This window comes from Brevundimonas pondensis (assembly GCF_017487345.1).
Taxonomy (GTDB): Bacteria; Pseudomonadota; Alphaproteobacteria; order Caulobacterales; family Caulobacteraceae; genus Brevundimonas; species Brevundimonas pondensis.
In genome coordinates this window covers 2,727,701-2,740,877 of record NZ_CP062006.1, presented here as the reverse complement: position 1 = coordinate 2,740,877, position 13,177 = coordinate 2,727,701, and the positions used below count along the sequence as shown (strand labels likewise).

14 protein-coding genes are annotated in these 13,177 nt (G+C 67.2%); 7 read left to right on the top strand and 7 right to left on the bottom strand.

Annotation, left to right across the window (positions count from 1 at the left end):
* Nucleotides 1–54: 54 nt before the first annotated feature.
* Both IFE19_RS13705 and carA read left to right on the top strand, forming a co-directional pair.
* Entirely contained in the window at nucleotides 55–1,350 is a 1,296-nt protein-coding gene (locus tag IFE19_RS13705) for an amino acid permease (RefSeq protein WP_207823165.1), read from the top strand.
* Between the two features lie 87 nt (nucleotides 1,351–1,437).
* Nucleotides 1,438–2,598: a glutamine-hydrolyzing carbamoyl-phosphate synthase small subunit gene (carA, locus tag IFE19_RS13700; protein WP_207823163.1), complete on the top strand. Its 1,161-nt coding sequence runs from the start codon at nucleotides 1,438–1,440 to the stop codon at nucleotides 2,596–2,598.
* A 50-nt stretch (nucleotides 2,599–2,648) separates the two neighbouring features.
* On the opposite strand, the gene IFE19_RS13695 is transcribed toward carA, so the two are convergent.
* Entirely contained in the window at nucleotides 2,649–3,113 is a 465-nt protein-coding gene (locus IFE19_RS13695; protein WP_207823161.1) for a hypothetical protein, read from the bottom strand.
* An 80-nt stretch (nucleotides 3,114–3,193) separates the two neighbouring features.
* Nucleotides 3,194–3,460 (bottom strand): hypothetical protein, encoded by a 267-nt coding sequence (locus IFE19_RS13690; RefSeq protein WP_207823159.1) that lies wholly within the window; start codon nucleotides 3,458–3,460, stop codon nucleotides 3,194–3,196.
* A 195-nt stretch (nucleotides 3,461–3,655) separates the two neighbouring features.
* Here IFE19_RS13690 and IFE19_RS13685 point away from each other — a divergent pair, with 195 nt between their 5' ends.
* The 3 genes from IFE19_RS13685 (at nucleotide 3,656) to rpoD (ending at nucleotide 8,813) form a co-directional block, all read left to right on the top strand.
* Nucleotides 3,656–4,792, top strand: a complete 1,137-nt coding sequence (locus IFE19_RS13685; protein WP_207823157.1) for a patatin-like phospholipase family protein — start codon at nucleotides 3,656–3,658, stop codon at nucleotides 4,790–4,792.
* Nucleotides 4,793–4,916: 124 nt separating this feature from the next.
* The gene (dnaG, locus tag IFE19_RS13680) at nucleotides 4,917–6,800 is read left to right on the top strand and encodes a DNA primase (protein WP_207823155.1); all 1,884 of its coding nucleotides are present in this window, start codon (nucleotides 4,917–4,919) and stop codon (nucleotides 6,798–6,800) included.
* 75 nt (nucleotides 6,801–6,875) lie between these two features.
* Complete coding sequence (gene rpoD / locus IFE19_RS13675; protein WP_207823152.1) at nucleotides 6,876–8,813, top strand: RNA polymerase sigma factor RpoD; 1,938 nt, start codon at nucleotides 6,876–6,878, stop codon at nucleotides 8,811–8,813.
* 81 nt (nucleotides 8,814–8,894) lie between these two features.
* On the opposite strand, the gene IFE19_RS13670 is transcribed toward rpoD, so the two are convergent.
* Complete coding sequence (locus tag IFE19_RS13670; RefSeq protein ID WP_207823151.1) at nucleotides 8,895–9,383, bottom strand: Lrp/AsnC family transcriptional regulator; 489 nt, start codon at nucleotides 9,381–9,383, stop codon at nucleotides 8,895–8,897.
* A 111-nt stretch (nucleotides 9,384–9,494) separates the two neighbouring features.
* Here IFE19_RS13670 and IFE19_RS13665 point away from each other — a divergent pair, with 111 nt between their 5' ends.
* Nucleotides 9,495–10,469, top strand: a complete 975-nt coding sequence (locus IFE19_RS13665) for a DMT family transporter (protein WP_207823150.1) — start codon at nucleotides 9,495–9,497, stop codon at nucleotides 10,467–10,469.
* 43 nt (nucleotides 10,470–10,512) lie between these two features.
* On the opposite strand, the gene IFE19_RS13660 is transcribed toward IFE19_RS13665, so the two are convergent.
* From IFE19_RS13660 to IFE19_RS13645, 4 genes are all read right to left on the bottom strand, one after another.
* A complete protein-coding gene (locus tag IFE19_RS13660; protein ID WP_207823148.1) occupies nucleotides 10,513–10,860 on the bottom strand; it encodes a DUF1428 domain-containing protein in 348 nt (115 codons plus the stop codon).
* Between the two features lie 142 nt (nucleotides 10,861–11,002).
* Nucleotides 11,003–11,494, bottom strand: a complete 492-nt coding sequence (locus IFE19_RS13655; RefSeq protein ID WP_207823146.1) for a VOC family protein — start codon at nucleotides 11,492–11,494, stop codon at nucleotides 11,003–11,005.
* Nucleotides 11,491–11,967 carry an SRPBCC family protein gene (locus IFE19_RS13650; protein WP_207823144.1) on the bottom strand — a complete coding sequence of 159 codons (477 nt, stop codon included), beginning with the start codon at nucleotides 11,965–11,967 and terminating at the stop codon, nucleotides 11,491–11,493. Before IFE19_RS13650 ends, IFE19_RS13655 begins: the two co-directional genes overlap by 4 nt.
* Before the next feature lie 2 nt (nucleotides 11,968–11,969).
* The gene (locus tag IFE19_RS13645) at nucleotides 11,970–12,413 is read right to left on the bottom strand and encodes a VOC family protein (RefSeq protein WP_207823142.1); all 444 of its coding nucleotides are present in this window, start codon (nucleotides 12,411–12,413) and stop codon (nucleotides 11,970–11,972) included.
* Between the two features lie 183 nt (nucleotides 12,414–12,596).
* Between IFE19_RS13645 and IFE19_RS13640 the strand changes: the two genes are divergently transcribed.
* Nucleotides 12,597–13,160, top strand: coding sequence for a winged helix-turn-helix transcriptional regulator (locus IFE19_RS13640; RefSeq protein ID WP_263972789.1), 564 nt, complete (start codon nucleotides 12,597–12,599; stop codon nucleotides 13,158–13,160).
* Nucleotides 13,161–13,177: the final 17 nt, after the last annotated feature.

The following is a 13,177-nucleotide window of genomic DNA, read 5'->3' as shown; positions in this document are numbered from 1 at the left end:
ATGCCTGGCGCGATATCACGCGACGGGTGCGACATTTCGGTCTATGCGGCGAAGATGACCCAGACGGAAATCCTGCCTGACCCGCCGCACCGCATCGGATGGGCGCTCGCCGCCCTCGTCGTGGCCGGCAACATGATCGGTTCGGGCGTCTATCTGCTGCCGGCGACCCTGGCGCCGACGGGCAGCAGCAGCATCATCGGCTGGCTGATCTGCGGCCTGGGCGCCGTGACGCTTGCGCTGGTGTTCGGCGGTCTGGGGCGGATGCAGCCGGACGCCGACGGCCTGTCGGACTTCACCCGCCGCGGCATGGGTCGGTTCATCGGCTATCAGACGGGCCTGGCCTACTGGGCCGCCTGCCTGGCGGGCAATGTGGCGCTGGCGGTGGCGGGCACGGGCTATCTGGCCTTCTTCATTCCGGCGCTGAAGGAGCCCCTGTGGGCGGCGCTCAGCAATCTGATCCTGATCTGGCTGACGTCGGCGGCCTATGCCTCGGGCGCCAAGACCGCCGCGCGGTTCGGCGCCATTACGCTGGGCCTCGGCCTGATCCCCATTGTTCTGGCCATCATCGCCGGGGCCATGGCCTTCAGCGGGGACACCTTCATGGGTTCGTGGAGCCCCGGCGACCAACCCCTATTGAAGACGGTGCCAGCGTCTCTGGCCATCATCTTCTGGGCCTTCCTGGGGGTCGAGAGCGCCGCGGCCCTGTCCAGCCTGGTCAAGAACCCGGCCGTCGACGTGGGCCGGGCCTCGTTGGGCGGGGTGGCCCTGGCCTTCATCGTCTATGTCGCCGCCAGCGTGGCCGTCTTCGGCGTCATTCCGGCCGATGTCCTGGTTCATTCGACCAGTCCCTACGCCGATCTGGTGGCGCGGGTCATGGGTTCGTCCGTGGCCGGTCTGGTCGCGGCCTGCGCCGTCATCAAGGTCCTGGGCACCATCGCCGGCTGGACCATGCTGGCGGGCGAGACCTCGCGCGGGGCGGCCGAGGCCGGCTGGATGCCGCGCTGGTTCGGCGGGGCGCAGAAGGGCAAGACCCCGCTCAGCAACCCCATCCTCAACTGTGTGGTCATGAGCGCCCTGGTCATCGCCAGCGCACAGCCGACGCTTGGGCAGCAGTTCGGCGTCCTGATCGGCGTGACCTCGGTGCTGACGCTGTGCCTCTACGCCCTGTGCTCGATGACGCTGTGGAAGCTGACGACCAAGGCCGGCTGGCGCGCCCTGGCCGTCGTCGGCGTGGTTTTCTCGGCCTTTGCGGTGGCGGCGGCAGCCGGCGGCTACATCCTGCCCAGCGTCGGATTTTTCGCCCTGACCAGCCTGGCCTGGGTCTGGGTTCGCAAGGGCCAGAAGGTTTAATCGCCGGGGCGTGTTGACCCGGCCCCTGCATCTCTTTAGTCACGCCGCCGTTTGTCCGCCCGTTTTCATTGCTAGGAGCCTTGCGCCATGACGACCCAGATTCTGTCCGGCGCCACCGGCGTCCTCGCGCTCGCTGACGGCACCATCCTGCAAGGCGTCGGCGTCGGCGCCGTCGGCACGGCCCTGGGCGAGGTGGTCTTCAACACCGCCATGACGGGCTATCAGGAAATCCTGACCGACCCCTCCTACATGAGCCAGATCCTGGCCTTCACCTTCCCGCACGTCGGCAATGTCGGCGTCAACGTCGAGGACGTGGAGCAGATCGGCGACGGTTCGGGCACGTCCGCCCGCGGCGCCATCTTCCGCGACGCGCCCACCGATCCGGCCAACTGGCGCTCGGGCGGGGATCTGGACGCCTGGATGAAGCGCCGCGGCGTGGTCGGCCTGGCGGGCGTGGACACCCGCGCCCTGACCAAGATCATTCGCGACAAGGGCGCGCCGCACGGCGTCATCGCCCACCACCCGGACGGCCAGTTCGATCTCGACGCCCTGGTGGCGCAAGCGAAGGCCTGGACCGGCCTGGTCGGCCTGGACCTGGCCAAGGACGCCTCGACGCTGCAGGCCTTCGACTGGAACGAGGGCGTGTGGGAATGGCCCGCCGGCTATCCCAGGGTCGATGCGACGGACAAGAGCGTCGTGGTCGTGGACTATGGCGTGAAGCGCAACATCCTGCGCGCCCTGGCCTCGACCGGCGCCAGGATCACCGTGGTTCCGGCCACGACCTCGGCCGAGGACATCCTGGCCCGCAATCCCGACGGCGTGGTCCTGTCGAACGGTCCGGGCGATCCGGCCGCGACCGGCCAATACGCCGTGCCCGAGATCAAGAAGCTGGTCGCCAGCGGCAAGCCCCTGATGGGCATCTGCCTGGGCCACCAGATGCTGGCCATCGCGCTCGGCGCCCAGACGGTCAAGATGGAGCAGGGCCACCACGGCGCCAACCACCCGGTCAAGGACCTGACGACGGGCAAGGTCGAGATCGTGTCGATGAACCACGGCTTCACCGTGGACCGCGACAGCCTGCCGGACGCCGTGGTTGAAACCCACGTCAGCCTGTTCGACGGCACCAACTGCGGCATCGCGGTCAAGGACAAGCCGATCTTCAGCGTCCAGCACCACCCGGAGGCCTCGCCCGGGCCGACCGACAGCCTCTATCTGTTCAACCGCTTTGCGGACTCGATGAAGGCCTAGGCGAAATCTGCGGCGGGGTGAAAGCCCCGCCTTTTTCTTGTCCGGCGATGTCAGCCGCGGGCGAAACCGTCGCGGATGGAGATGGTGTGCTTCAGCCGTTCGGCGCGGTTGCTCCAGCGCTTGGGGTCGGTGGCGGCGGCGATCACGCCGATGACCGCGCCGCTGTCGTCTTTCAGGGGGTAGGAGTCGACGAAGACCGGCACGGGACCGGCGGCGCCGCTCAACAGCCAGACCTCGTCGGTGATAGCCTCGCCGGAGGCCATGGCGCGCACGACAGGCAGGTCCTCGACGCGGGCCAGGGAGCCGTCCTGGGCGAAGACCTGAAAACGGTCGGCGTAATTGTCAGGCCGGGCCCCGATCGGGTCGTGAATCTCCAGTCCCGGAACTTCGCCCGCCACCATCAGGATTCGCCCGCTGGGGGCTGCGTGCAGGATGACGGCGCCGCCCAGTCGCTCGGCCATGACATCCAGCAGGGGGCGAAGAAAGGCGGCGTGTGGCAGGTCGGCGTCGGGCATCGAAACAACTCGGCAAGAACGTCCGTTCGATGTGACGTCTGAACTCTGAATTTTCTGTAATTCCCGCTGTTGCGAAAGTCCTAGGGCAGTTCGACAAAGGTCGAATGCCGCCGCAGTTCGCATGCTTTTCGCACCGCCATCGGGGCGGCCGCGATCCAGTAGGCGGCGTCGTCGGCGCGGCGGGCCTGCTTTCGCTCCAGTCCCCGGCGGCGACGCGCGGCGGCGTTGTCCAGCAGGCGCGCGTGCAGGGCGCGGGGCGTCAGGAACGGAATGGCGGGGGAGCCGGGGACGGCGACGGCGTCGGGGCCTTGGGGCTCCACCGCCGGGCGGGCGATGGCGATGAACATCAGGGGCTTCCGTAATGAAAATCCATCCACAGCATGTGGATAACCCTTTGTCGCGCGCGATTTCGTTCGTATTCGGACGATGGCGGGGCCGGGACGGCCTTCTTGGTTAACCAGAACCTAACGCGGTTTTTCAGGCGCGACGCTTTTCCATCTGTCATCGATCCCGCCTAAGGTGCGCGTCCTTGGAGGACGCCCATGAGTTTCAGCCTGTTGCGGACGGTCGCCGTCGTTCTGAGCGTCGGACTGTTGCTGTCCGCCTGCGCCAGCGGGGCGCGCAGCGATTTCGGCCTGAATGAGCGCGACGCCGCCTTTCCCGTGGGCTTCCCCAATGTCCGTTTCTCCGTCGAGGACGAGGCGGCGGCGCAGAGCATCGAGGAGCAGCTGGGCGAGGGCGTGCCCAAGGGGCCGGACGGCCATTTCGACCTGATCGCCCTGTCCGGCGGCGGAGCCAACGGCGCCTTCACCGCCGGCCTGATCAACGGCTGGACCGCCAGTGGGACGCGGCCTGACTTCGAGGTGGTGACGGGGGTGTCGACCGGCGCTCTGGCCGCGCCCTTCGTCTTCCTGGGGCCGCGCTGGGATGAGCGGTTGAAGGAGGCCTACACCAGCGGTCAGGCCACGGGTCTGCTGAAAAGCCGGGGGCTGCGCGCCTTTGTCGGCTCGGGCGTGTTCAGCGGCCTGCCGTTGCGAGAACTGGTCGAGAACAATGTCGATGAAGCCTTGCTGGCCGAGGTCGCGGCCGAGCACGCCAAGGGGCGGATGCTGCTGGTCGCCACCACGGATCTGGACACCCAGCGCGGCGTCATCTGGAACATGGGCGCCATCGCCGAGCGCGGCGGGCCGGAAGCCCTGGCCCTGTTCCGCGACGTCCTGATCGCCTCGGCCAGCATCCCCGGCGCCTTTCCGCCTGTTATGATCCGCTCACAGGGGCAGGGTGCGGTCTTCGAGGAGATGCACGTCGACGGCGGGGTGATGAACCCCTTCGTCGCCCTGCCGCAGATCATGTGGAACTGGGATGACGCGGCAGGGGTGTTCAAGGGCGCGCGCCTGCACGTCGTGGTCAACGGCAAGGACGCGCCGCGCTTCGCCGTCACCCGCGACGCGGCCATTCCTGTGCTGACGCGCAGTCTCGATGCGGTGCTGGGCGGTCAGCTGCGCGCCACTATCGCCGCCAACCGGGCTTTCGCCAGTCGCAACGGACTGGAGTTCCACGTCGCCGCCATCCCCGAAGACTTTGACGGGGCTAACAGCCTGGACTTCAGCCAGCAGGCGATGATCGCTGTCTATGATCTGGGCGAGGCCCTGGGCCGCACCGGCGAGGCGTGGAAGTAGGGCGTCCGAAAACGACGCACTTATCCCTGATCTTCACAGGGTTGTGGAAAACAGAACCGGGGATGGCCATGTCTGACGGCGTGGCGGCCCTTCCCCCCATCGCCGCGCCGGGGTGTCTGAAGACGTGCGTTTCGACGATCGTTTCCTGGAAGAACTGAAGGCCCGCCTTCGCCCGTCCGATGTCATCGGCCGGACGGTGAAGCTCAAGCGGCAGGGGCGCGAGTATGTGGGCCTCAGTCCCTTCTCGAAGGAGCGGTCGCCCAGCTTCTTCGTCAACGATGACAAGGGCTTCTTCCACGACTTCAGCTCGGGCAAGCACGGCGACATCATCAGCTTCCTGCAGGAGACCGAGCGTCTCAGCTTCGTCGAGGCGGTGCAGCGGCTGGCGGGCGAGGCGGGGATGCAACTGCCCGCCGAGGACCCGCAATCGGCCGAGCGCGAGGCGAAAAAGCAGGGCCTGACCGACTGGATGGACCTGGCCCAGAAATGGTTCGCCGCCAATCTGCGCCGGTCGGTCGGCAAGGCGGCGCGCGAATATCTGGAAAAGCGCGGCCTGCCCGAGGATCAGTGGGAGCGCTTTGGCCTGGGCTATGCGCCCAACGACCGCGAGGGGCTGAAGAACGCCCTGATCCAGCGTGGGGCCAAGCCCGGCGATCTGGTCGAGGCGGGGATGCTGATCTCGCCGGAAAGCGGCGGCGCCCCCTATGACCGGTTCCGCGACCGGCTGATGTTCCCCATTCTGGACGCGCGCGGGCGGATCGTCAGCTTCGGCGGGCGGGCCATGAACCCCGACGACCGGGCCAAGTACCTGAACGGGCCGGAGAGCCCGCTGTTTCACAAGGGCGCCACCCTTTACGGCCTGCCCGAGGCGCGTCGCATCCTGGGCGCCGAGAGCCGGGGCGAGCAGGGCATCATCGTCGTCGAAGGCTATATGGACGTCATCGCCTGCCAGCGGGCGGGCCTGCCGGCCGTGGCGCCCATGGGCACGGCCCTGACCGAGGAGCAGATGGAGCGGCTGTGGCGGGTCTCGGCCGAGCCGGTGCTGTGCTTCGACGGCGACGCGGCGGGTCTGCGGGCGGCCTATCGCTCGATCGAGCGGTCGCTGCCCCTGCTGAAATCGGGGCGGTCCTTCCGCTTCGCCCTGCTGGACGCCGGTCAGGACCCGGACGACATCCTGCGCGACAAGGGGGCGCCAGCCCTGCGTCACGCCCTCAGCGAGACCCGGCCCTTCATCGAGGTCCTGTTCCGTCGCGAGGCCGAGGCCGAACCGCTGGACACGCCCGAGCGCAAGGCGGGGCTGAAGGGGCGGCTGCGCCAGGCGGCCTCGGCCATTCAGGACAAGGACCTGGCCGAACAATACCGCCGCGACCTGTTCGAGCGTTTCGACGCCCTGTTCCCGCGCCAGCAGCAACAGCAGCAAGCGTCGTCGTTCCACGGTCGCCCCGGTCCCGGCGGGCGCTGGCGCGGCCCGCCGCCCAGGCTGGGGCAGACGGCGGAGGGCGCCCAGGCCATGCAGGCCCTGTTCCGCTCCATCGAGCCGGTCGCCGCCGCCCTGGCCCACGGCGCGGTCGACGATCCCGAGCGGATGGACGATCATCTGGAGGCCATCGCCCGGCATGGTTTTGGCGACCCTCAGCTGGACGGCCTGGCCCAGGAACTGGTCCGGTTACGCTTTTCGGGGCAAAGCCTTGACTCGGCCGCGATCCGACGCCATCTGGCCCACTCGGGTCATGATGCCTTGATGCACGAGGTCGAGAAGGCGGCGGCAAAGTCCGGCGCGCCATTCCTGGCTGCAGACAAGCCCCTCGGCGAGGCGAGGATCCGGTGGTCGCAGGCGTTCGACGCTCTGACCCGCGTAGCGGCGTTGGAGCAGGCGCTGGCGTCAGCAAAGTCGGGCGCCCATCAGGCGTTCGACAACTCGGCCTTCACCCTGGTGAAAGCCGAGCGCGATGCATTGCGACGGGCCATCAAGACCGGAACGATTTGGGAAGACGCGGCTTCTTCGTAACCAACGAAGTCGTCGGGCGTTGTATTTTCGCCGCAGGGGACTGATCACCCCCGAGCGGTCGTGGAGACAGACTGAATGAGCGCGCAGACCGAGACGCAGGACACCGAAGCCAATACCGACGGGCCCCTGCTCGATCTGACGGACGCCGGCGTCAAGAAGTTCATCAAGCAGGCCAAGGCGCGCGGCTATGTCACGATGGAGGAGCTGAACAAGGTCCTCCCGTCCGAGGAAGTGACCCCGGACGCCATCGAAGACACCCTGGCCATGCTGTCGGAAATGGGCGTCAACGTCGTAGAGGCCGAGGAGGACGCCGCCGAGGCGACCGGCACCGACGTGACCGCCGCCGCCGAAACCGCCGTGGCCGAGACCCCGGCGAAGTCCGCCTATGACCGCACCGACGACCCCGTGCGCATGTATCTGCGCGAAATGGGCTCGGTCGAACTGCTGAGCCGCGAGGGCGAAATCGCCATCGCCAAGCGCATCGAGGCCGGCCGCGACGCCATGATCTCGGGTCTGTGCGAAAGCGCCCTGACCTTCGAGGCCATCATGGTCTGGCGCGAGGAACTGGCCAACAACCGCATCCTGTTGCGCGAAGTGATCGACCTGGACGCCACCTACGGCATCCTGAATCCGTCGTCCCTGCCGCACAACCAGCCCGCGCCGGGCCAGCCGACCGGTGAACCGGATGGCGACGGCGACAAGCCGGAAGGCGAGGACGAGGACGAGGACGACTTCGACGACGGCGGCGGCATGTCGATCTCGGCTCTGGAAGCCGAGCTGCGCGACGGCGTCATGGAAGTCCTGGACGCCATCGCTTCGGACTTCGGCGGCTTCCGCAAGCTGCAGGACAAGCTGGTCGAAGCTCGCCTGAAGGGCGAAGTCCTCAGCGCCAAGGACCACAAGGCCTACGAGACCCTGACCGCGGCCATCAGCGATCGTCTGAAGACGATGAAGCTGAACAACAACCGCATCGAGGCCCTGGTCGAGCAGCTTTATGCGATCAACAAGCGTCTGATCGGCCTCGAAGGCCGGCTGCTGCGTCTGGCCGACAGCTACGGCATCTCGCGTCCCGAGTTCCTCAAGGCCTACTTCGGCTCGGAGCTGGATCCGAACTGGACCGACCGCGTCAAGGAAATGGGCGTACGCTGGACCAAGTTCAGCGAGGTCGAGGCCGCCCAGATCGCCCAGATCCGCGGCGATGTCGCCGCCGTGGCCACAGAGGCCGGCCTGCCGATCGACGACTATCGCCGCATCGTCCAGACGGTCCAGAAGGGCGAACGCGAAGCCCGTCAGGCCAAGAAGGAAATGGTCGAGGCCAACCTGCGCCTCGTCATCTCCATCGCCAAGAAATACACCAACCGCGGCCTGCAGTTCCTGGACCTGATCCAGGAAGGCAACATCGGTCTGATGAAGGCGGTCGACAAGTTCGAGTACCGTCGCGGCTACAAGTTCTCGACCTACGCCACCTGGTGGATCCGTCAGGCGATCACCCGCTCGATCGCCGACCAGGCACGGACCATCCGTATCCCGGTGCACATGATCGAGACGATCAACAAGATCGTCCGCACCTCGCGCCAGATGCTGCACGAGATCGGCCGCGAGCCGACCCCGGAAGAGCTGGCCGAAAAGCTGGCCATGCCGCTGGAGAAGGTCCGCAAGGTCCTGAAGATCGCCAAGGAGCCGATCTCGCTGGAAACGCCCATCGGCGACGAGGAAGACAGCCACCTGGGCGACTTCATCGAGGACAAGAACGCCGTCCTGCCGATCGACGCCGCCATCCAGTCGAACCTGCGGGAGACCACGACCCGCGTCCTGGCCTCGCTGACCCCGCGTGAGGAACGCGTCCTGCGGATGCGCTTCGGCATCGGCATGAACACCGACCACACCCTGGAAGAAGTCGGCCAGCAGTTCAGCGTGACCCGCGAACGCATCCGTCAGATCGAGGCCAAGGCCCTGCGCAAGCTGAAGCACCCGAGCCGGTCGCGGAAGCTGCGGTCCTTCCTGGACAGCTGATCGGTCCGATCGCCTTAAGATCAGCGCCGGCGGGGTTCGACCTCGCCGGCGTTTTTCATTTTGAGGCGTCCTCTCGGGCCTTCAGGGGATGATCAGGGGGGCGTCGGTCTTCACCCGGTCCAGGGCGATCAGGGAGCGGAAGCGGTTGACGCTGTCGTTCTCCTCGAACAACCGCTGCGTCAGCGCCTGATAGGCCGCCATATCGGTGGTGACGACGATCAGGATGAAGCTGGTGCCGCCGGTGACGTAGTAGCACTGCTGCACCTCCGGCTCGCTCTGGAAGCGGGCCTTGGCGCTCTGGACCGTCTCGGCCCGCTCGTCCTGCAGATAGACCTCGACGATGGCGGTGATGGTCAGGGGGATCGACTTCGGGTCTACCACGGCGACATTGCCGCGAATGACGCCGCTGGCCTCCATGGCCGCGATGCGTCGCTGGACGGCGGCGGCGGACAGGTTGACGGCTTCGGCTATGGCGCGCTGCGGCGTCCGGGCGTCGCGCTGCACGATGCGCAGGATCGCGCGATCAAAGCTGTCCAGCGGGCGTTGCGGAGAAGCAGGTCGTACGGCCATCGGCGGTCTTTGATTTGCGCGAGTTTTTGTTGCGTTTGGGCCTGTGATCGAGAGGAAACGCCCCGTCCGCCCCTTGGTATAGCTCGCCGCCAAGCCAAGCGGGAACCGGAAATGACGACGGACATCATCGATCAGGGGCGCAACAACCGGACGGCGGTCGGCGTCGCCTGCGGGGTCGGGGCGGGCGCCCTGTGGGGCCTGGTCTTCCTGGCGCCGGAACTGGCGCGGGATTTCAATCCGCTGCAACTGACGGTAGGGCGTTACCTCGCCTATGGCCTGATCGCGGGGGCCTTGCTGGCGCCGCGCTGGAAGGCGGTGACTTCGCGGATCGGGCGGGGCGATTGGTTGAACCTGTTCTGGCTCGGCCTCACCGGCAACACCCTTTATTACATCCTGCTGTCGGGGGCGGTGCAGACGGGCGGTATCGCTATGACCTCCCTGGTCATCGGCTTCCTGCCGGTGGCGGTGACGATCATCGGCAGCCGCGACCACGGCGCCGTGCCGCTGAGGCGGCTGCATCTGCCTCTGCTGCTCTGCATCGCCGGGGCGGTCTGCATCGGTTGGCAGGCCCTGGCCGCACCGGCGGCGACGTCGCACGTCACTCGTCTGATCGGCTTCGGCTGCGCCGTCGGCGCCCTGGCCTCCTGGACCTTCTTCGCCGTCAGCAATGCGCGGCGGCTTCGCCAACTGGAGGCGGTGTCCGCCCACGACTGGAACCTGCTGACCGGCGTCGTCACCGGGGCGCAGAGCCTGCTGCTTCTGCCGGTCGCCCTGCTGATCGCCTCGGGCGCGCAGCACGAAGCCGGGGACTGGATGCGGTTGGCGGGGGTGTCGGTCGGCGTGGCGGTGCTGGCCTCGATCGTCGGCAATAATCTGTGGAACCGGATGAGTCGGCTGCTGCCGCTCACCCTGGTCGGTCAGATGATCCTGTTCGAGACCCTGTTCGCCCTGATCTACGGTTTCGCCTGGGAGCGGCGTCTGCCGACCGTGATCGAGGCGCTGGCCTTCTTGCTGGTGGTGCTGAGCGTCGCGACCTGCCTGAGGGCCCATCGGGCCGGGCCCGGCGTCGCGCACGAAGGCGCATAGAAAGGTCGGGGCCGGCGGCGTGGCCGGCCCCGACGCTGCCAGGTCAGTTCTGGAAGATGGTCTCGAAGCCGCCCCACATCATGCGTTTGCCGTCGAAGGGCATGTCCATGTTGGCCATGGCGGGGTCTTCCTGCATCCTGGCCCAGGCGTCGTCGGCGGTCTTCTTGTCGGGCCAGACCAGCCAGGAAAAGACCACGGCTTCGCCGTCCTCCAGCTTCACCGCCATGGGGAAGCTGGTGACCTTGCCGTCCGGCACGTCGACGCCCCAGTTCTCGATCTGGGCGGTGGCGCCATAGCCCTGGAACAGGGGCCAGGACTTGCGAGCGGACTCGATATAGCGCTCCTTGTTCTCGGTCTTCACGGGGGTCAGGAAGCCGGTGATATAGGACATTTTGGTTTCTCCTTCGGAGGTTGACCCCTATCGCTCGCCGCGCGGCGGCTCGCTGCTTGAGGGGTAGAGGGCAGATAGTCGGGACAGGCGGCGGGTCGTGTCTTGGCGGCAAACGACAAAGGGAACAGCTTAGCTTGGCCGGTCACCCAGCCTTGTCAGCAGCGGCCTCGATGGCCGCGATGTCGATCTTCGTCATCGTCATCATGGCCTCGAAGGCGGCCTTGGTGCGGGCGGGATTGGGGTCGGCGTAGAAGGCCATCAGGCGGCGTGGGGTGATCTGCCAGTTCACGCCCCAGCGGTCCTTGCACCAGCCGCAGGCGCTTTCGGCGCCGCCATTGCCGACGATGGCGTTCCACAGGCGGTCAGTCTCGGCCTGATCATCGGTCATGATCATGAAGGAGACGGCCTCGGTCTGCGGGAAGATCGGCCCGCCGTTCAGACCGACATAGGGCCGTCCCGCCAGGGTGAACTCGACCACCAGCTCGGCGCCCGCCGAGCTGGACGGATTGTCGGCGGGGCTGGCGACCACCCGGTCGATGCGGCTGTCGGGCAGGCCGAGCGAGACGTAGAACTCGGCCGCCTTCCTGGCCTGACCCAGATCGTACCAGATGCAGGGAATGATCTTGTCGGTCATGACGTCGCCTCCTGTGCGGCGAGACGCTCGGCCACCTCGCCCAACTGATCGGCGGCGGCGCCCCAGCCGGGCTCGAAGCCCATTTCGGCGTGGGTCTGCATGGCCTTGTCGTCCCAATGGCGGGCGCGGGCGGTGTAGCGGGTGCCGTCGCCCTCGGGTTCGAACGTGTCGATGCGCACGAAGTTCATCTCGCCCGGTTGCGGAATCCAGCCCTCGGTCATGGCGCCGGTGGTGACGATGCGACGCTCGGGGATGACCTCCAGAACCACGCCGCGATACTCGTGCCGCTCGCCTTCGGGCGACTGCATGACGATGTCGGCGCGGCCGCCGGGCTGCAGGTCGTAGTCGACCTGGGGCGTGGTCCAGGGGCGCGGCGTGAACCATTCGGTTCCGTGTTGTGTGAAGGCCTTCCAGACGGTTTCCGGCGAGGCCTTGAAGACGCGGCTGATGCTCAGCTCGAACAGGTCGCTCATGATCAACCGCCTCCGACCTGGGCGGCGAAGGCCTCGGGGCCTTCGGCGGCGGCTTCGGGGTCCATCCACATGACCTCCCAGATGTGGCCGTCCGGGTCGGCGTAGCTGCGGCCGTACATGAAGCCGTAGTCCTGCCTGGCGTTGGGGTCGGCCTGGCCGCCGGCCCCGGCGGCGCGATCGATCGCGGCGTCCACCCCGTCGCGGCTGTCTTCGGAGACGCAGATCAGCACCTGGGCCGTCTGGTGCGCGTCCGGGATGGCCCGGTCGGTGAAGCTGGAGAACTTCTCGTGGGTCAGAAGCATGGCGTGGATGGTGTCGGAAAACACCATGCAGGCGGCGGTGTCGTCCGAGAACATGGGGTTCTTCGTGGCGCCCACGGCCTCATAGAAGGCGACGGAGCGCGGCAGGTCGGTGACAGGCAGATTGACGAAGATGAGCTTGTTCATTTGGCGATCCTCCCTGATCTGGCGTAACGGTGTCCTATCGTGTTATGTTAGTCAACCATGAAGTTAGAAAAAGTAACTAACGAGTCCGCCGGGCGTTCCCGCCGCTATCACGACGCCTGCGGCGCCGCCCACGGACTCGACCTTGTCGGCGAGCGATGGGCCTTGCTGGTGATACGAGAACTCATGATGGGGCCGCGGCGTTTCAGCGACCTGCGCAAGGACCTGTGCGGCCTGTCCGCCAACGTCCTGACGCAGCGGCTGGAGGGGCTGGAGGCCTCGGGCATCGTCCATAAGCGCAAGCTGCCGCCGCCCGCCTCGGTCCAGGTCTATGAGCTGACCGACTGGGGCTATGAGATCAAGCCGGTCTTCATGGTGCTGGGCCGTTGGGCCGCGCGCTCGCCGCAGCACGTTCCGACCCTGCCGATCAGTGCGGTGTCGATCATGCAGTCGTTCGAGACCATGTTCGATCCGTCGAAGGCTGCGGGCGCGGTCATGCGTCTGGGCTTCGCCCTGGACGAGGACCGCATGGTGGTGACCGTGGAGGACGGCGAGATCGCCACGCGACGCGGCGAGGTCGAGGACGGTGACGTGATCGTGCGCGCCGCCCCGCCGATCGTGGCCGCCGCCGTCTATGGCAAGGTTCCGCCGGCGGCGCTGGAAGGCGAGGGGGCGATGAGCATCGAGGGCGACCGCGCTATTTTCGCCCGCTTTATCGATTTCTTCCACCTGCCGGAAAAGGCGGGGTGAGGGGAGGCGAAGAGGCC

Bases quoted from the DNA above. Each gene is read 5' to 3' on its own strand.
- IFE19_RS13640 (WP_263972789.1), top strand. From the start codon at position 12,597: ATGATGGGGCCGCGGCGTTTCAGCGACCTGCGCAAGGACCTGTGCGGC.
- IFE19_RS13695 (WP_207823161.1), bottom strand. From the start codon at position 3,113: ATGCCCGACGCCGACCTGCCACACGCCGCCTTTCTTCGCCCCCTGCTG.
- IFE19_RS13670 (WP_207823151.1), bottom strand. From the start codon at position 9,383: ATGGCCGTACGACCTGCTTCTCCGCAACGCCCGCTGGACAGCTTTGAT.
- carA (WP_207823163.1), top strand. From the start codon at position 1,438: ATGACGACCCAGATTCTGTCCGGCGCCACCGGCGTCCTCGCGCTCGCT.
- IFE19_RS13645 (WP_207823142.1), bottom strand. From the start codon at position 12,413: ATGAACAAGCTCATCTTCGTCAATCTGCCTGTCACCGACCTGCCGCGC.
- IFE19_RS13655 (WP_207823146.1), bottom strand. From the start codon at position 11,494: ATGACCGACAAGATCATTCCCTGCATCTGGTACGATCTGGGTCAGGCC.
- IFE19_RS13690 (WP_207823159.1), bottom strand. From the start codon at position 3,460: ATGTTCATCGCCATCGCCCGCCCGGCGGTGGAGCCCCAAGGCCCCGAC.
- IFE19_RS13685 (WP_207823157.1), top strand. From the start codon at position 3,656: ATGAGTTTCAGCCTGTTGCGGACGGTCGCCGTCGTTCTGAGCGTCGGA.
- IFE19_RS13650 (WP_207823144.1), bottom strand. From the start codon at position 11,967: ATGAGCGACCTGTTCGAGCTGAGCATCAGCCGCGTCTTCAAGGCCTCG.
- IFE19_RS13660 (WP_207823148.1), bottom strand. From the start codon at position 10,860: ATGTCCTATATCACCGGCTTCCTGACCCCCGTGAAGACCGAGAACAAG.
- IFE19_RS13705 (WP_207823165.1), top strand. From the start codon at position 55: ATGACCCAGACGGAAATCCTGCCTGACCCGCCGCACCGCATCGGATGG.
- rpoD (WP_207823152.1), top strand. From the start codon at position 6,876: ATGAGCGCGCAGACCGAGACGCAGGACACCGAAGCCAATACCGACGGG.
- IFE19_RS13665 (WP_207823150.1), top strand. From the start codon at position 9,495: ATGACGACGGACATCATCGATCAGGGGCGCAACAACCGGACGGCGGTC.